The organism is Bradyrhizobium sp. SEMIA (assembly GCF_014844175.1).
Classification (GTDB): domain Bacteria; phylum Pseudomonadota; class Alphaproteobacteria; order Rhizobiales; family Xanthobacteraceae; genus Bradyrhizobium; species Bradyrhizobium arachidis.
In genome coordinates, this window is sequence record NZ_CP046601.1 from 9,647,776 (window position 1) to 9,664,203 (window position 16,428).

Consider the following 16,428-nt stretch of genomic DNA (forward strand, 5'->3'; position numbering starts at 1 on the left):
ACATAACTTTCCTTGAACCTTGAATTAGGAACCGCTAGGCGCGATCGCCATGGCGTTAACAGCTCACGGCCTTACCAGCTCTTGGCACGCAATCATGGAAACTTCCTTGCGCGATTGAGCCTTATCATTCTCGTCTCGCTGCTGATCGGCACCGTCCACGCACGTGACGACGGCCGCTATTCGCTATCTCCACTCAAGCCATGGTTCGACAGTCTCAAGTCCGGCAAAGGTCCATGTTGTTCGGTAACTGACGGTCTCGCGATTGCCGACCCGGATTGGGAATCGAAAGACGGTCATTTTCGTGTCCGCATCGACAACGAGTGGATCGTAGTTCCCGATGATGCCGTGCTCACCGGGCCGAACCGGGACGGCAGGACGATGGTCTGGCCGATCAAGGCGCCGTTGGGTACCACGATTCGATGCTTCATGCCGGGTAGCATGACGTGATCTCGGCTGCGGTCCTTCTCGATTCCGTATTCTCTGAATCTGTGGTCTGCGCACTCTGTCCGCCTCGGTCGCAATCGTCTTATAGGCCCTCGATATATTGACGGCGGTCAAGGCAGCGCGCGCGCTTTATGGCATCAGCAGAGAGCCACTTGAACTCCTTCCACGAGAGTGGATGGCGGTTGCTCCCCGATTTGAAGGCGGCCGAGAGCTCCAGCAGCACGGCGGTCTCGGCTCGGGGAAGTCAGCGCCATTTCACCAATTCACGGTCAGCTGTTCGTGATAGATTTCCAGTCCAACCAGAAGCCACGATCCTGTGCCCTTGTCATCTTCGGTGTCACTGGGGATCTGACCAACCGGCTAGTGATCCCTTCGCTGTACAACCTCTCGGCAGCCGAATTATTGCCGGAACAGTTTTGCGTCGTCGGCGTTGCGCGGTATCCCATGTCGAACGAAGCGCTGCGCGAGAAGCTCATGAAGGGGTTGCGTCAGTTCGCAACCCGCCCCGTGGATGACAAGGTCGCGCATCGCCTTCTCGAATGCGTCACCTCCGTCGCAGCCGACCCTGGGGACTCCCTGTCCTTCGATGGGCTGAAGGAGCGGCTCGAACAATTGGAGGCCTCGCGCAATACCGGCGGCAATCGGCTATTCTATTTGGCGACACCGCCTGATGCTTTCGCGCCGATCGCGCGCCAGCTCGGTCGTGTCGGCTTATTGAAGGAAGAAAACGGCACCTGGCGACGGCTAGTGGTGGAAAAGCCGTTTGGGACGGACTTGGCGTCAGCGCACGCACTGAACGCGGAACTGCTGAGTATTCTCGATGAACACCAGATTTACCGAATCGATCACTACCTGGGCAAGGAGACAGTCCAAAATATTCTGGTTCTGCGCTTCGCAAACGGAATGTTCGAGCCGATCTGGAACCGCCATCATATCGATCATGTGCAGGTCACCGTGGCTGAGAAGATCGACGTTGGCCACCGCGGCAGCTTCTATGACGCGACTGGCGCGCTGCGCGATATGGTGCCAAACCACCTGTTTCAGCTGCTATCGCTGATCGCAATGGAGCCTCCGACACGTTTCGACGCCCACAACGTGCGTTCAGAAAAGGACGAGGTCCTGGCTGCGATCCAGGCCCAGAGCGAGGAGGATGCGCTGAACAACTCCGTGCGTGGGCAGTATACCGCCGGGACGATTGGCGATAACGAGATTCCGGATTATCGCAAGACCCCAAATGTAAAGCCGGATAGCGTTACGGAGACTTACGTCGCTATGAAGCTGCATATAGACAACTGGCGGTGGGCCGGCGTCCCCTTCTACCTGCGCACCGGCAAGGCGCTCGCCATGAAACGCACGGAAGTTGCGATAAAATTCCGCGAGGCTCCCTTTGCGATGTTTCAGTCTACGCACGTCCAGCAGCTGGCTGAGAACTATCTCGTCATCTGTATCGAGCCGACAGAGGGCATTACGCTGCAATTCAATACCAAGGTGCCGGGGCCTTTGATCAGGACCGGCGGCGTACAAATGAAGTTCCGCTATCGAGACTACTTCAAGATCGAACCAGCGACGGGGTATGAGACCCTGATCTACGACTGCATGATTGGTGACAACATTCTGTTTCAACGGGCTGACGGTGTCGAAGCCGCCTGGCGGGCGGTGCAACCGTTCCTCGATGCCTGGAAAAAAGCGGGCGCGAAGGGTCTGGAATTTTATCCCGCCGGCAGCGAGGGTCCCCCGGGGGCATTCGAATTGTTGAAGCGCGATGGCCGCAGCTGGCGGCCGCTTTGACCGTCATTGTCATGCACAGCTATCGCCATCTGATTTCAGTTCCCGATCCACAAGTGCTTGCTGGACGCGGCCGCGATAAGGCGGGCCATGACGCTTCGCTTACACCGCAGTTAAGTAGTTTCAACAAATTGCCGGTTCTAGTTGCGACATGTAAATGCCGCTGAGCCGTAACGTTGCCTCAAACGCCCCTTGTCTACAAAAATGAGTACGGAGATGCCGACCATGACAGACGTGCTTGATCCGCGACATTGGCAAGAACGCGCTGAGAGGACGAGAGACAAGGCGGAGCAATTCAGCATGAGACACTCGCGCGATCGCCTGCTGAAGATTGCCGAGGAGTACGATCGGCTTGCCGAGCGGGCGGCCGAACGGCTGGTACCCGCCACGGAATCGGTGTGATCGCTCAGCGGCTGGTCCGACCGAACGATTCGCGCCTGAACACTTCAGATATCTTTCAGTGACGCAGTCAATCGCGTCAGCAGCGACGAGGGGGCGACCGTCGCGCAGCAGATTCACGCGTTTCTGGAGATGGTCCGGACCAATCGAAGCGGGCAGCCGGTGCAGACCGCCGCTGCGGCATGATGTCGAAGAAACGGAGATTGTCATGCGAGTACCGCACACACAGGACTACTCTGTGCCACCACCTGGAACCACGGAAGCACTTCAGCTTGGTTGCACATGCAACGTGATCTACCACGAGACCAAGACGGAGGAGTTGGAGCCCGCCGGCATGCTTGCGGCTGCCGACGCAAACTGTCTGGTCCATGGCGGCGCCATCCAACTGGAGGAGCACAACTGAACCGGATCGCGGGCACGGTGACGCCAATAGGTTCGCCGCCGCAGAGGCGGCCTTACCGCCGTTCGACAATGACTGTTCCCCTCACCACGAACAGGGTTCGGGTGCCGTCAGTTACTTCGGTGGCGACATAGGTGTTGCGGGAACGCTCCGCAGCTCTCTTCAGGCCGGCCGGCATCCGCTGCGCGGCTCGGTGACATGCTGTGGCAGCGCTCGGGAATAGTTCCCCACGCGTATCTTCACTCTTTTGCCCACCCACATGCTGATGAAAGAAGTAACGAGGCATTGGGGCCGCCTTTCTCCATTCGAGCGTCAACGAACGGTAGGCGGCTTGGTTCAAAAGTGAACTTTGGGGGTAAGCCGGGAAACTCCGACGCCGAAGCGCCGGAGCCCCAGTGGCCTCGGTACTCCCGGTGCACCAGGGATCACCCCGGAAACCACCATCTCCATCGATAGAGCGGACGCGATGAACACTCGCTGAAAATGCGATAGTTCCCAATAGGTGGAGGCGGCATTACTCTGCGGCGGCCTGAACGGTGCGGATCAACTTGGCTCGTCGGGCGAGTCCGTCATAGGTGTTGGCGATCTTACGGAGCGATTCCTTGACCTGCCTATGCTCGCAGTTGTCCGACTTCGCGCGGAACTCCTCTGCGCGCATCTCCCAGTATTTTGGTGGATGCATCTTCTCGATGCCCATGACGCCCTCCGCTTGCCATCTGTGGTGCGTGATCTGGGCTCTTGTCTCGTGTCAATCAGTTGCGAATTCGGACTCGCCGCTCGCCCTTGCTCTACTGCTTCAGTTCTCATTGTCTCACTATCGGCTGAGAGTTCGAGGGCGGCCTTGACGATCGTCAATGCGCCCAAGCGCATCGCATGCGATGGCATCGCCCCCATCCGCTTGGTAAGGGAACGTGTAGGAATGCCTCGCAGTCGATTTGTTCTCCACACCCGCAGCAGTTGCGTACGGTCATGCGCCTTGCCGTCAGACAGCTATGGTCGATAGGAAGCTAGCAGCGCCATACCAAAGGAGCACCGCATGAACAGAGATGTACCCTATGCGATCATCTTCGTGATCGCGATGGCTTGCGTTGGCGCCGTTCTGATGCTCTGGGCTTTGGAAGGGACCAGTAGCGGACGACGGGAGCACCAGGCCTCCGACATACCGCGAAGCGCATATACCCAACCTAGCGCGAGCCCCGTTCCTGCTGCGCCCGAGCCCAATAATGACACCCGTGCTTACAGCACCAGGGGAAGCAGCGGTCCCCCCAAATAGGAGCGTAGCGTGGTTGATTGGACCAGGTAATTCTCTAACGGAGAGAGGCAATGAATCGTATGCAGCAGGCTCGAAGGGCGAGACTATCATGAATGCGACTGAGACCGTCACGTTGGTCGAGGCATATGATGCGATGCGGGTCTTCTTGGAAGAGGTACGGCAACGTGAGGGTTGGACTTCGGCGGAATTGGAGCGTCTCATCGGAGCGCTGAAATGGGCCGACGGGACACCGGTTGATCCGGCGGCGTGGCAAGATTGGCTGCAGGCGGTGGAAGTGGCGAAATCCCGAGGGGCTCCTTGAACGCTGCCAAATGGCCAAAAGTGACTGAACCACCTGCGTACAGACAGCTACGCCGGCAACTCCACGGAGACGGTGCCGAGGGCGCGCAAGCGCTCCTTCCTGAAAACTTCGCAGTCGATGCCGCTCTCGAGCAGGAATAGATGAATGCTCAGCGCGTGAAAGCCAAGCGCATCGCATGGCAGCGACTAAATGCTGATATTACTGATATTCGTCAAGGTACTCTGCGGGCGATGAATGAGACTGGCCTCCGTCGATACATCGCGCTTCAGGAGTACGGCGAGCCTTACCGGAAAGCCAGGGGGGAAGCTTTCGACTGAGAAGCGCATACACCGCCGATGAGGTTTGCATCGGCCTTACCTGCATGCGCATTACGGGCGCGTCAGGGGCGACCGCGGCCCGGCGGCAATAAGCCAACGTACGGAGCAAGCCATGAGCTATTACGACTACAACCCGCAGCGACCGTCGCGCGGCGCAGGTTTTCCGCCGTCACTGGATGCCCAAATCGAGGCGGGGCTGCGCGTCCACATGCAGCGGGTCTACGGCTATATGGCCGGCGGCCTCACGCTGACGGGTATCGTGGCCTATGCCGCCGCAGCTTCCGGCTTCTATCAAGCCATCGCAGGGACGCCGCTAATCTGGCTGGTGATGTTGGCGCCGCTCGGCTTCGTGTTGGTCCTGAGCTTTCTCATCCAGCGCATGAGTGCAGACACGGCGATGCTGCTGTTCGCGCTCTATGCCGCCGTCATGGGGCTGTCGCTGGGGGGCATTTTTCTGGTGTTCACGGGAGCCTCGATCGCGCGCGTGTTCTTCATCACGGCAACGACCTTCGGCATGATGAGCCTCTACGGTTACACGACCCGGTCCGATCTATCGGGCTTTGGGTCCTTCCTGATGATGGGCCTGATCGGCATTGTGATTGCCTCTCTCGTCAACATCTTCATCGGCTCAAGCGCGCTGCAGTTCGCGATCTCGATCATCGGCGTGATCGTTTTCGTCGGCTTGACCGCATACGACACCCAGCGGATCAAGCAGATGTATCTCGATACTGAATCGCGCGAAACTGCCGGCAAAAAGGCGGTGTTGGGCGCGCTCGCGCTCTATCTCGATTTCATCAACCTGTTCATGATGCTGATGCAATTGTTCGGCCAGCGCCGCGAAAGTTGACGACGTGCTGGCTTGAGAACCTGGAAGGGAAAGGTGGAGGCGATTGTGATTCCCTTTTCAGTACTGGACCTTGCGTCGATCACCCAAGGCAGCGACGCCGCCCAGGCCTTCCGCAACTCGCTCGATCTCGCCCAGCATACCGAGCGTTGGAATTACAGGCGCTTCTGGCTGGCCGAGCATCACAACATGCCGGGCATCGCAAGCGCTGCGACTGCGGTGGTGATCGGCTACATTGCCGGGGGCACCAAGACGATCCGGGTGGGCTCGGGCGGCATCATGCTGCCGAACCATGCGCCTCTGGTCATTGCCGAGCAGTTCGGAACGCTTGAGTCCCTTTACGAGGGCCGCATCGATCTTGGTCTCGGCCGCGCGCCCGGAACGGACCAGCGAACGGCGCGTGCTTTGCGACGGAACCTGGCGGCAGGCGCCGAAAGCTTCCCCCGCGACGTCATGGAACTGATCACGCTGCTCGGACCGGTGCAACCTGGTCAGGCGGTACGGGCCGTTCCCGGCGCCGGACTCAGGGTGCCGGTCTGGCTCTTGGGTTCGAGCACGTACAGCGCGCAGCTCGCCGCGACGCTTGGGCTCCCATTCGCTTTTGCGTCGCACTTTGCGCCCGGAGAGCTGCTCAACGCGCTGAACATATACCGCTCCCGGTTTCAGCCGTCGCAATTTCTGCAGGCGCCGTACGCCATGGTAGGCGTCAACGTCTTTGCGGCAGATACTGATGCGGAGGCGCAGCATCTATTCACATCGCTGCAGCAGCAGTTCATCAACTTAAGGCGGGGCTCACCAGGACCGCTGCCGCCGCCGGTCGACGACATGGATCAGCGCTGCTCGCCCACAGAGCGGTCGATGGTCAAGGAGTCGCTGGCTTATTCGACCGTGGGCAGCCCCGCCACCGTGGAAAGCGGGCTGGTCCGGATCATCGCCGAGACCCGTGCGGATGAGCTCATTTTTACGGCCCAGATCTACGACCATACGGCGCGACTGCGCTCGTTTGAAATTGCCGCTGAACTTGTTCTTGAGGCCGCTGCGCTTGCCGCCAGCCTCACCTGAAAACCGTGCAACTGGTGGGGTAGATGCAGGATGATGCTTATAGCTTCATCGTTGACGCCGAAATCCAGCCCGTGATCCTGAATCTGCATCGCCCGTTATCCCGTCCCCGACAAGTACATGTTCATCAACAGCACGGTTTGCGAAGATTGTGGCGATTGCGGCCAGGCGTCCAACTGCCTGACCAACGTGCCGCTCGAGACCGGGCGCCGCCGGACGGCTACGCGTTGCTCGTCAATTTTGCTCTTTTGCGCTACCCGAGGCAGTAACGCCGGAAAACGCAATATCGGCGATGACGGGCAGATGATCCGAATAGGCCTTCGCGTCACTATCAGTCCACGCCTCCAGGATTTCGCCGTTGGCCGTGGTGTAAATGCGGTCGAGGCGTAGGATTGGCAGCCATGATGGAAATGTTCGCAGGCGCGTACGCACCGGGCAACGGCCAGCCAATGCGCGCCGTACGGATTTAACCCAAAGCCAGTCGTTGAAATCGCCGACCACCACCGTCCAAGGACTATCGACGAGGCGGGCGATCGCGCGGGCCTGCGCCTGGCGCTCATGGATCGAAAGACCGAGGTGAGTGGCAACGACGGTGACCTCGCCGCGGGATGTCCGGATGCAGACCGTGATCGCGCGGCGCGGTTCCCGTTCCTGATAGGAGACGTCTGTAATCGCGGGCGGGGCTGCGAACGGAAGCCTGCTAAGTAAGACTTGGCCGTAGTCGCCGTCCGCGGTCACGATTGAGCGGGCTTCTGCGCGATGTTCGCCCACTACATCTGCGAGCTTTGTGAAGGGATCGTCGGTGCGTCCGCGCGAATCGACCTCCTGCAACGCGACCACATCCGGCGACCATTTTCTTATGATGGCGCTGACCCCTTCCAGATCAAAATCGGGATTGAGGTTGAACGTGCCGTGCACGTTCCATGTCATGACGCGAAGAGAGTCCGTCACCGCTTGCGCCCGGCAAGCCAAGTGACCACGAACTGCGCGCCGAGACAAACGCCGATCCAGGCCGCGATGGTAACGCCGAGCAGCACCGCGCTAGACCAGGATGCGTTGCGGGCAAAGTCCGCGATTTGCGCACCGAGGGCCGCCATGGTGGCAATGCCTGGCGCCATTCCCAATATAGTACCGATCAGAAAATCGCGTAGGGTCAGCTGACTGGCCCCGGCAAGTAGATTGACAAGCGAGAACGGCGCGATCGGCACCATGCGGATCAAGGCGACCGCAACCACCCCCTTGCCCACGATGCGATTCTGAATTCGCAGGGCGCGCATGCCCATAAGCGATTGCAGCCGCTTGTGTCCCATGAAGCGGCCGATCATGAACAGAAGCGATGCACTCAGTAGCACGCCGGTGAGGGAACCCGCAAAGCCGAGCCATGGGCCGAGCGCGGCCGCTGTCGCGGCGATGAGAACGAGGACCGGAAACACGACGAGTCCGCCCAGCACAAACGCCGAGATCGCCAAGAGCGGAGCGAATTTCGACTGTGTATTCTGCGAAATGATGCCGGTTACGTAACCGACCTCGGTGAAGGCATTGAGCGACGTGTATTGCCATGCGAGCGTCAGTCCGACGAGCGACAGCGCAATGCTCGCGACCGCGATCATTGTCCGTGCCGTCCACATCCGGCGCGCGGTGCGCCGCAGGTCGAGCGGCCTCCTGGGATCGGCGATCGGCTGCACAAACTCCGTCACGGCGCGCATGGAGATGCCTTCCTCTTCAATCGGCACCAGCTTCTTGCCGGCCCCGGACGATCGGTGACGGTCGATGAACCCCAGAAGGTCCTGCTCATTGGACGCGATCTCACGCGCCTGGAGCCCGAGGAAGTGGCCGATTAATCGATGCCGTACGCTGCGGATGAACGCCTCGTGCTCATCGCAGGTTGCCTCGAAGGCGAGGTCGCATTCGGAATCGGCACCCAGCGAGCGGTTATTGAGGTTGGCCGAGCCAACACGAAGAAAGCCGTCGTCGACGATCATGACCTTGCTGTGGACCATGATGGCGGCGGCATCAGATTGCGGTTGCTCCGAAGTGGGATAGAGGATGCGCAGCCGTTCGCTGACGCCGGCGGCGACGAACTGAGACATGAAACTGAGCCGGCCTCCCTGCATAGCGTGCGATTCGAACCAGGACGAGTGCCCCCGCGGCGCTACGATCAGCACTTTCAACGAAGGCACGAGCGCCATGCGATGCGCCAGAGCAAGCGCGATTTCGTTGGCGCTGGTGAATTGGTTCTCGATGTAGATCAGCCGGTTGGCCATTGCGATCGAGGCTTCGAACAACCGCGACACTTCCGTGATTCCGGGTTGATCGACGGTTTGCGGTGCGGTCCTGGCGATGCCGACCATGAGATCGCGTCCGTCGACGGCGACGAAGTCCGGCCATCGATTGCCGCTCCGCCGCCGGACGTGCGACACGGCGCAACCGGCGGCGCCCCATCTCGCCCGGGCAACTTCGCCCAGCGCTGCCGCGGCATCGCTGTCGACCATGCATTGCACGTCGTGAAATGGCGGATAGGGCTTTCCTTCGTGATCGACGCGAAGCGGATTGTTGGCAGCGTGCTCGCTCGTGTCCCAGCGCCGCACCGTGAGATCTAGGCCTCCGACGAAGGCGACGAGATCGTCAATCACGACGATCTTTTGATGTTGCGCCGATCCAAGCGGCAGGCTGTCATCATGGCAAAAGCGAATGCGGCCACCGGTGCCGGAGCTGAATTTTTCCGCTGAATTCCATTCACGCTCGGCGGCATACAGAGTAGCAAAGTCCCAATCCAAAATGTTGACAACGAGCTTTGGCTTCTTCTCGATCAACGCTTTCAGGAATGGTCCAAGCATTGGCGGAAGGCCATCATCCACGCGACCGGTGGGAGCCACGATATGTGTCTCGCTATGGATGTCCCATCCGATTATGTATACCTCGCGCTCGGCGAGGACCATCGCGGCCCGCAGTGCCGCAAAATATTCGGCAGCATCGTTCAGGATCGCGACGCGGTCTGCTCGGCATCGTCGCCAGACGGTATCGCCGGGGATGAGAATGGAAGACGTGCTAAGCAGAGGCGACCTGCGTTGGCTGACGGGGCTAGCTGAAACGCTTGCACATCCGATCGGTTCCGTTGAGCCGAGTTTGGCGAGCCGCTTTGACGGGCGGCGCACGGAAAGACGATGCTCCGTCGTGTTTCATCTCGAGAACGCACGCCGCAAAGCTGGAGCGGTCTCGATTGCCCGGTGCCATTGCTCTCGCCTTACGCCGGAGCCTTCTGGCTTGATGCGTTCCGGTCGCACGCGGCCTCTCGACGTGAATCCTGCGGGACGACACGCGCTGCTATTCCCTCAGCGGGAGAGGAGATTGAGGAGGGCGCGATCGAAATGACGTGAATGAGCGGCAGCGGGCCGCACGTGAACTTGAGATGCGCCAATGTGAACCCGCGGCGCGACCGTGAAGTTGAGTGCCGAGATCCGTTCACTCGACGACGGCTGCTCGACTTGGCCAAATGGGTACGATCTCAAGAGCAGCGGATCGAGCCACGGCGGATGCCGGAGCCGCGCGCAATACCTCCAACGGTGCTCTTCTCGGGATCGCCAGAGGTCTGACTCGGTGCTTCTCGTCTTTCGTGTCGGGCGCTTGCGTGCCCGGCGAGGCATCGGCCCGGCGTTCGTACTCTTGCGCGAGAGCCATGAGCCGCTCGACGACCTCTGGATCGGTGATGGCAGCAGCCAGGCGCCGGCACCTCCGGGCTCCATCGAGCAATTGAGTCTTCTCGTCTTCTATTGCCTTTCCTGCCCGCGTCGTCCGAGCGGGTTGCGGCGTTCTCCGCCGCTGCGCTCGATGTGGCTCTCGGAGTGGGAGCGAATCTTCATCGGGCCATGTTGCTGACTCCCAGGCCGGCGGTCGCTACTTCTGCCCCGAGGGGGCCCGGGCATTCGAGTCGCTCGGGTTCTTCTCCTTGTTGGCTTCATGGTGCCCGATCGCGCATCCCGCCGCCGCGCCGAGCTTGCCGTGCCCAGCCATGTGGCCGGCGACACCGCCGACGATGGCCCCTTTGATGCAGCCCTTCGCTTCCGCCGGGGAAACCGATGCCAGTGCCAGCAGGCTCATGGCGGCTAGGATTGGCTTCATGATGTCCTCCATTCTTCAGTTGTCCGCTGGATCAAGTCGCGCGCACAAGGGGTGTTCCTGGCGACTGAACCGCGAGCCGGCTCAGGCGGCATCAAGACCGCCAGTCGACGAGACCGGCGAGTGGGCGGCACGCCGGAGCCGCCCGGTTTCCTCGCTGCCGCACTTGCGGCATCCGAAGGCGATATCGCGCAACGCGAACGTGTCCCTTTCGGAACTCACGGCCATCGGCGAGGCGTTGCACCGGGGACACTTAATCAGCGGGTCATTCGTCTCCAGCATCGCGCTGGCTTTTCAAGCTGCGCCCATAGCGGGCCAACAACGTGACCATGAAGCCGTTCCGCGCGCGACTGCCGTCGTTTGGCGGCCCTACGGTAACAGACAGTAGCAATTTTAAGGGCCTGACCAGACGGTCTCTGTGCGGGTTTCGTTTGGAAACGACCGGCAAGCTATTGACCTCGCTAGTCGGCATTTCTGTCATTTTTTCCAAAAGCCCATTGAATTCATTGAACAATCAAGCGGATTTTGATTCCGCCATTCCATCTCCGGCCGGTCCCCCTCAGCCAAGACTGAAAAGCATTGAGCTTGTTACGTAAAGACCAGCGCACGGGTCAGAGTTTTGAGCGCATTTGGAAGCCGCTGCAGATGCTCCTCTTTCTGAGCGGATCTAGTGTTGTTGATTTCGATCCTGATCAGGTTGCCTTGCCACGCTCACGTTCGATGTCTCAGCGAGCGCGTTCTCGTTGCGAGAGGCCGCAATGAAATCGCAACGAATTGGGTGAAACGACCGTGAACAAAACAGGACGGAGAGGATCGCCACACCAAGAAAGATCAATAACTTAGAAGATGCTCACTGCGTTCGGGACGCAGTGAACTCCCCTGGTCAAATCGCCACCTGAACGGAATGTCGGTATCGGTGGTTGCGCCTCCCCGCAACCAAATTCGGATTTTACCGGATCCGATACGAAAATGGCCCGCTTGAAGCGGGCCATTTTTGTTTTGGCGTTGTGTGTTGAGCCAGCTGGCACACTGCTGTCGCGTCCGAGCAGGTGTCCGGCTGCAAACTACCGACCAGGCGGTTGAGCGAGCGGTGATCCGGTAGCCAGTTGAGTGCCCTATCACCGCAATTCCTTTGGACTCCAGCCATCCCATCTTCGGCTTGTGATCCCTAGCAGGCGTCGCTTCCTCGTGAAATTAAAGCTGAGACATGCCACCGTCGACGACCAGCTCCGATCCCGTCGTGAATGCGGAATCATCGCTCGCGAGGAACAGTGCCGCCCTGGCTATTTCTACGGGTTCGCCGAAGCGATGAAGAGGGACCTGTTCTTCGATCGCCGAGGCAGTTTCATCGAGTTGCTTGCTGGAAAGTCCAAGCTTGCTGTGAAATGGCGTACTGATCGGTCCGGGGCTAACAGCGTTCACGCGAATGCCCTGTGGCGCAAGCTCAGCACCCAACGATCGAACCAGCGAGCGCAGAGCTGCCTTCGTAGCCGACAGGATCGACAGGCCGGGTGTGCCGACCTCGTTCAGGAACGACGTCGTCACGACAATGCTGCCACCCTTGGCGAGCAGCGGCGCTGCCTTTTGAACGGTGAAGAACACACCCTTGAAGTTCACGTCGAACTGAGTGTCAATCTGCTCTTCAGTGACGGCTTCGAGCGGCGCCGCCAGGCCCATACCGGCATTGGCGAACACGACGTCAATGCGGCCGAACTTTTCGCGGATCTGACTGACAACGCTTTCGACATCCCCAGACTTGGTCACGTCGGCACGTAGTGCTGTGACGCCGTCGCCGATCTGACCTGCTGCCGCTTCGAGCCGGACCTGATTTGTCCCGACGATGATGACGTTGGCGCCTTCCTGGCGAAACAGCTTCGCAGCTTCGAGGCCGATACCCGAGGTGCCGCCCGTGACGAGGGCGATTTTATTTGACAGTTTCATGATCTTCTCCTGGTCCGAAGGTTTTGTTGACGGTCGTAACCGGAGCGCGCGATCCGTGAGCAGCACCATGATTGTTGACCTTCCCTGTCACAACAGAGATGATCTGCGTTGGCGGCATAGAAAACCTTGTCCGGAAACTCATGAGAGCGCCCAATCACTTAAACGCACTTCGTGCTTTTGAAGCGGCAGCACGCCACCTCAGCTATGTCGCCGCCGCCGATGAGCTGAACGTGACGCCGGCCGCGGTTGGCAGCCTTGTCCGCGGTCTGGAAGCCGCCGTCGGAGTTGAGCTTTTTCATCGTTCGCAGGCGGGCCCCGCACGACTGGAGTTGACCGAGGCCGGCCGCGCCGCGCTGCCGGATCTGCAGGCCGGGTTCGATCATCTGACGGTGGCGTATGAGCGCCTGAAAGCATCGCGCGGCCAGATCACCATCAGCCTCACCGTGCCGCCCGCCTTTGCCGACAAGTGGCTGTTGCCGCGCGTCGAGCGTTTTGCGGCCAATCATCCGCTCTACGATTTGCTTATCGATACCAGCGGCCGCCTCGTCGATTTTACCGCCGAGCGGATGGATGTCGGTATCCGTTATGGTGGTGGCAGTTGGCCCGGCCTCAAATCCATATTCTTGTTACGGGACGCTTTCTTTCCCGTATGCAGCCCTGCCTTGGTCAAAGGGCTCCATCCCCTGCAAGGCCCGGAGGATCTCAAGCATCACACCCTGATTCATGATCGCTCGATGGCGTTTGAAAGCGCATTTCCGACTTGGCGCACATGGCTGCAGGCGGCAGGTTGTTCCGACATCAATTGTGAGCGGGGGCTGCAAATCAACGACTCGGCAGCAGCCTATCAGGCAGCAATGAATGGCAGTGGTGTCGCTTTGGGCCGCACTACGTTGGTGGCTCTGGATTTGGCGGCGGGGCGTTTGATACGTCCCTTCGGAGAGGCATTGGACTGCGAGCTTGCCTACTACCTTGTCCATCGGCCAAGAGCCGAGAACCATTCTGGAATCTCGGCGTTCAAGGATTGGATTTGTGCTGAAGTAGAGACGAGCGCGGCGATCGTCGGTTAGTGGCCCCTGGGCTACGTCGTCCCAGCTGGACGCGACTTCGGCTAGCGAGGAAAGAGCAGAGGTCAGCGCCTAAGTCACTATAACGCCCGTGAGATCACAATCGGAGAAGGTCTGCGTGACGTCCGCTGCAGGCCCCCGCAACCAAGGACGCAATAAGTCCTCGAAATCGTTTCGATTTCGAGGACTTTTGCATTTTAATGCCCCGGACCCGCGACCGCCGCCGTCGCGCCATTCCATGACGTGAGTGATCCGATGATCGAGATCGAGCTTGTCAACGTGTTCACCCACTTAGGCGCCGGCGGCAACCCGTGCCCCATCGTGATCGATGCGTCGCATCTTGCAGGTGAGGGCATGCAGGCGGTGGCGCGGCACTTCGGGCACGAGTCGGGCTTCGTCCTGCCGGCATCAGGGCCCGAGTCCGACTATGTCTTCCGGTTCTGGGTTCCGCGGCACGAGATGGAGATGTGCGGCCACGCGACGATCGGCGCGCTGTGGGTGCTTGCGACCAAGGGGCGCTTGCCCGGCGAGCAGGTCCGCATCGAGACGCGCAGTGGGCCGGTGACGGGCTATGTCGATCGCGCTGGCTCGGGCGAGCCTTCTGTCGAGATCAGCCAGCCGGCCGGCAAGGTCGTCGATCTCTCGCGTGCCGACGAGGAGGACGTGCTGTCGGCGCTCAAGCTGTCGCGCAGCGATCTGCTCGACTTGCCCATCCAGAACGCGGTCACGTCGCGCGTGAAGACGTTGATCCCGATGAAAGGCGTCCGCGAGCTCAACGCGCTGGTGCCGGCGCCTGCGCAGATCGAGGCGTGCTGCGGCCGGATTGGGTCCACCGGCCTTTATCCCTATGCCATCGAGCAGCAGGGCGAACGACGTTTCGAGGCGCGGCAATTCCCGAAATCGTCGGGCTACCCGGAAGATGCGGCCACGGGGATCGCCGCGGCCGCGCTCGCGTTCGGACTGCTCAGGAACGGCCTTGTGGAGCGCAACAGCGCGCGGATCACCATCATGCAGGGACGGGCGATGGGTGCCCTGTCCGAGATCGGGGTGCGCCTCGGCTTCGCCGGCGACAGGCCCGTCGGCTGTCTGCTCGGCGGCTCCGTCACGCGTGCGGAGACGCATGTCCTGCAGCCCTGAGAAGTTGGGCTGGCGCAAGGTGCGGGACGCCGGGCAACATGCCGCGCTGGAGGCCCCCACCGCTCAGAACTTCGTAATCGGCTTCCCGTCCGCGCCGACCAGCGTCGACGGCGCCTCGCCGAACACCAGGCTATCAGGCTGAAACTTGATCGTCTTGCCGCCCTCGACGAAGTCCGCGAAATTCTTTGGCGTCGCCGAGTGCACGCCATTGTCCAGGAAGTCGGTGGTCTCGTAGCAGGTGTCGGGCTTGCCGCCGGATCCTTCGCTCAGGAATTTCTGGAAATTCTGGCTCGTCACCTTGGCCTTCTTGCGGGCCGACCAGTTGGTGCAGCGGCGGTAGAGCTTTGGCAGGATCACCGGACCCTTGTCGGTTGCGAGCACATCGGTCTCGCCCTTCTTGGGCTCGCGCAGGTCGAAGTCGAAGGCACCGATCGTCTTGGCGAGATGCTTCCACACGAGCAGCTTCTTTGCTCGCGCGGTCTTGGCCAGCGCCAGGAAGGCCTTGATCTCGTCGTCGTTCATCGACGAGTAAAAAGTCGGATAGGCAAAACCCTGCTCGACCAGCCAGTGGTTGATGTCGACCTTGTTGCCGCCGACCGTCACCTCGATGTCGCCGACCAGCCGGCCATAGGTGTCGAACACCTCGTTCGGCGCATCCACATGGGTGAACACCCGGCAGGCCAGCGCCGATTCGCCGGGACCGCTGAGGAAATCATGCAGCGCCTTGCTCGCGGTGGCGCCGAGGAATTGCCGGTAGGAATGGGTGACCTCGTGATAGGCCTGCTTCTTGGCATCGGTGAGCCTCTTCTTCTCGGCGGTCGAGAGCGGTGACGGCATATAGTGCAGCTCGGGCGCATCGATGCCCTGCAGGCGAATCGTGAGCTTGCCGTTCTTGATCGGGGGTGTCGAGGTGCGGCCCTTGACCTTGGCGTTGTCGAAGACGTGGGTCGGATGGAATGGCGCCGTGTCGCTCTTGCGGAAGCGGATCGCGTCGGGCGCGACGTTCACGATCACCTTTGTGGTGTCGGCGTCCGACCGGCCCTCCGGCCAGAACTGGCTGACATCGATGGTGCCTTCGACTTCCAGCAGTCCAACGGGCATCGGCCGCTCCTCCCAACGAGCGCGTCGGCCGCTTCGACACGGCGACTCGTGCGCAATCAGAGATAGCGGATCATCTTCGTGCGACAGGCCCGTGACGGCGGATAGGACAGGCACGACACGTTGTGGCGCGCAGCGCGTAGTCATTGCCTTTGCCAGAGGCGCAACAAAAACGCGGGCCGGCAAAGTGTCGGCCCGGGTCAGGTCGGAGAATGATGGCCTCGAAGCCTGGCTTATTTCCCGGAGGTCT

Annotated in this window: 16 protein-coding genes; 9 read left to right on the forward strand and 7 right to left on the reverse strand. The window is 60.5% G+C overall.

Annotated features, from left to right (window positions below; genetic code table 11):
* The first annotated feature begins 114 nt into the window (after positions 1-114).
* From FOM02_RS46450 to FOM02_RS46460, 3 genes are all read left to right on the forward strand, one after another.
* The gene (locus FOM02_RS46450) at positions 115-447 is read left to right on the forward strand and encodes a hypothetical protein (RefSeq protein ID WP_265441372.1); all 333 of its coding nucleotides are present in this window, start codon (positions 115-117) and stop codon (positions 445-447) included.
* Positions 448-723: 276 nt separating this feature from the next.
* Positions 724-2,232 (forward strand): glucose-6-phosphate dehydrogenase, encoded by a 1,509-nt coding sequence (gene zwf, locus FOM02_RS46455; protein WP_265441373.1) that lies wholly within the window; start codon positions 724-726, stop codon positions 2,230-2,232.
* 222 nt (positions 2,233-2,454) lie between these two features.
* Complete coding sequence (locus FOM02_RS46460; RefSeq protein ID WP_265441374.1) at positions 2,455-2,631, forward strand: hypothetical protein; 177 nt, start codon at positions 2,455-2,457, stop codon at positions 2,629-2,631.
* Between the two features lie 452 nt (positions 2,632-3,083).
* On the opposite strand, the gene FOM02_RS47475 is transcribed toward FOM02_RS46460, so the two are convergent.
* A complete protein-coding gene (locus tag FOM02_RS47475) occupies positions 3,084-3,314 on the reverse strand; it encodes a DUF6894 family protein (RefSeq protein ID WP_416207753.1) in 231 nt (76 codons plus the stop codon).
* 228 nt (positions 3,315-3,542) lie between these two features.
* Positions 3,543-3,725: a hypothetical protein gene (locus FOM02_RS46465; protein WP_265441375.1), complete on the reverse strand. Its 183-nt coding sequence runs from the start codon at positions 3,723-3,725 to the stop codon at positions 3,543-3,545.
* A gap of 664 nt (positions 3,726-4,389) precedes the next feature.
* Here FOM02_RS46465 and FOM02_RS46470 point away from each other — a divergent pair.
* The 4 genes from FOM02_RS46470 to FOM02_RS46485 all read left to right on the forward strand — a co-directional run bounded on the left by FOM02_RS46470 (position 4,390) and on the right by FOM02_RS46485 (position 6,825).
* Complete coding sequence (locus FOM02_RS46470; RefSeq protein ID WP_265441376.1) at positions 4,390-4,602, forward strand: hypothetical protein; 213 nt, start codon at positions 4,390-4,392, stop codon at positions 4,600-4,602.
* Between the two features lie 140 nt (positions 4,603-4,742).
* Entirely contained in the window at positions 4,743-4,919 is a 177-nt protein-coding gene (locus FOM02_RS46475) for a hypothetical protein (RefSeq protein WP_265441377.1), read from the forward strand.
* 112 nt (positions 4,920-5,031) lie between these two features.
* Positions 5,032-5,766 carry a Bax inhibitor-1/YccA family protein gene (locus FOM02_RS46480; RefSeq protein WP_416207754.1) on the forward strand — a complete coding sequence of 245 codons (735 nt, stop codon included), beginning with the start codon at positions 5,032-5,034 and terminating at the stop codon, positions 5,764-5,766.
* Between the two features lie 45 nt (positions 5,767-5,811).
* Complete coding sequence (locus FOM02_RS46485) at positions 5,812-6,825, forward strand: LLM class flavin-dependent oxidoreductase (protein ID WP_265442283.1); 1,014 nt, start codon at positions 5,812-5,814, stop codon at positions 6,823-6,825.
* 231 nt (positions 6,826-7,056) lie between these two features.
* On the opposite strand, the gene FOM02_RS46490 is transcribed toward FOM02_RS46485, so the two are convergent.
* The 4 genes from FOM02_RS46490 to FOM02_RS46505 form a co-directional block, all read right to left on the reverse strand.
* The gene (locus FOM02_RS46490) at positions 7,057-7,752 is read right to left on the reverse strand and encodes an endonuclease/exonuclease/phosphatase family protein (RefSeq protein ID WP_265441378.1); all 696 of its coding nucleotides are present in this window, start codon (positions 7,750-7,752) and stop codon (positions 7,057-7,059) included.
* A 17-nt stretch (positions 7,753-7,769) separates the two neighbouring features.
* Positions 7,770-9,761, reverse strand: coding sequence for a VTT domain-containing protein (locus FOM02_RS46495; protein ID WP_265441379.1), 1,992 nt, complete (start codon positions 9,759-9,761; stop codon positions 7,770-7,772).
* A 955-nt stretch (positions 9,762-10,716) separates the two neighbouring features.
* Complete coding sequence (locus FOM02_RS46500) at positions 10,717-10,941, reverse strand: hypothetical protein (protein ID WP_265442284.1); 225 nt, start codon at positions 10,939-10,941, stop codon at positions 10,717-10,719.
* A gap of 1,191 nt (positions 10,942-12,132) precedes the next feature.
* Complete coding sequence (locus FOM02_RS46505; RefSeq protein ID WP_027565078.1) at positions 12,133-12,879, reverse strand: SDR family oxidoreductase; 747 nt, start codon at positions 12,877-12,879, stop codon at positions 12,133-12,135.
* A 74-nt stretch (positions 12,880-12,953) separates the two neighbouring features.
* Between FOM02_RS46505 and gcvA the strand changes: the two genes are divergently transcribed.
* Together gcvA and FOM02_RS46515 are read left to right on the forward strand one after the other, a co-directional pair.
* Complete coding sequence (gene gcvA, locus FOM02_RS46510; RefSeq protein ID WP_231164209.1) at positions 12,954-13,946, forward strand: transcriptional regulator GcvA; 993 nt, start codon at positions 12,954-12,956, stop codon at positions 13,944-13,946.
* Positions 13,947-14,198: 252 nt separating this feature from the next.
* A complete protein-coding gene (locus FOM02_RS46515; protein WP_027565076.1) occupies positions 14,199-15,080 on the forward strand; it encodes a PhzF family phenazine biosynthesis protein in 882 nt (293 codons plus the stop codon).
* 63 nt (positions 15,081-15,143) lie between these two features.
* On the opposite strand, the gene FOM02_RS46520 is transcribed toward FOM02_RS46515, so the two are convergent.
* Positions 15,144-16,181 carry a thermonuclease family protein gene (locus tag FOM02_RS46520; protein ID WP_027565075.1) on the reverse strand — a complete coding sequence of 346 codons (1,038 nt, stop codon included), beginning with the start codon at positions 16,179-16,181 and terminating at the stop codon, positions 15,144-15,146.
* Positions 16,182-16,428 lie beyond the last annotated feature (247 nt).

Coding starts and splice junctions, on each gene's coding strand:
- FOM02_RS46460 (WP_265441374.1), top strand. CDS start 2,455: ATGACAGACGTGCTTGATCCGCGACATTGGCAAGAACGCGCTGAGAGG.
- FOM02_RS47475 (WP_416207753.1), bottom strand. CDS start 3,314: ATGCCTCGTTACTTCTTTCATCAGCATGTGGGTGGGCAAAAGAGTGAA.
- FOM02_RS46465 (WP_265441375.1), bottom strand. CDS start 3,725: ATGGGCATCGAGAAGATGCATCCACCAAAATACTGGGAGATGCGCGCA.
- FOM02_RS46470 (WP_265441376.1), top strand. CDS start 4,390: ATGAATGCGACTGAGACCGTCACGTTGGTCGAGGCATATGATGCGATG.
- FOM02_RS46475 (WP_265441377.1), top strand. CDS start 4,743: ATGAATGCTCAGCGCGTGAAAGCCAAGCGCATCGCATGGCAGCGACTA.
- FOM02_RS46480 (WP_416207754.1), top strand. CDS start 5,032: ATGAGCTATTACGACTACAACCCGCAGCGACCGTCGCGCGGCGCAGGT.
- FOM02_RS46490 (WP_265441378.1), bottom strand. CDS start 7,752: ATGACATGGAACGTGCACGGCACGTTCAACCTCAATCCCGATTTTGAT.
- FOM02_RS46495 (WP_265441379.1), bottom strand. CDS start 9,761: ATGGTCCTCGCCGAGCGCGAGGTATACATAATCGGATGGGACATCCAT.
- FOM02_RS46500 (WP_265442284.1), bottom strand. CDS start 10,941: ATGAAGCCAATCCTAGCCGCCATGAGCCTGCTGGCACTGGCATCGGTT.
- FOM02_RS46505 (WP_027565078.1), bottom strand. CDS start 12,879: ATGAAACTGTCAAATAAAATCGCCCTCGTCACGGGCGGCACCTCGGGT.
- FOM02_RS46515 (WP_027565076.1), top strand. CDS start 14,199: ATGATCGAGATCGAGCTTGTCAACGTGTTCACCCACTTAGGCGCCGGC.
- FOM02_RS46520 (WP_027565075.1), bottom strand. CDS start 16,181: ATGCCCGTTGGACTGCTGGAAGTCGAAGGCACCATCGATGTCAGCCAG.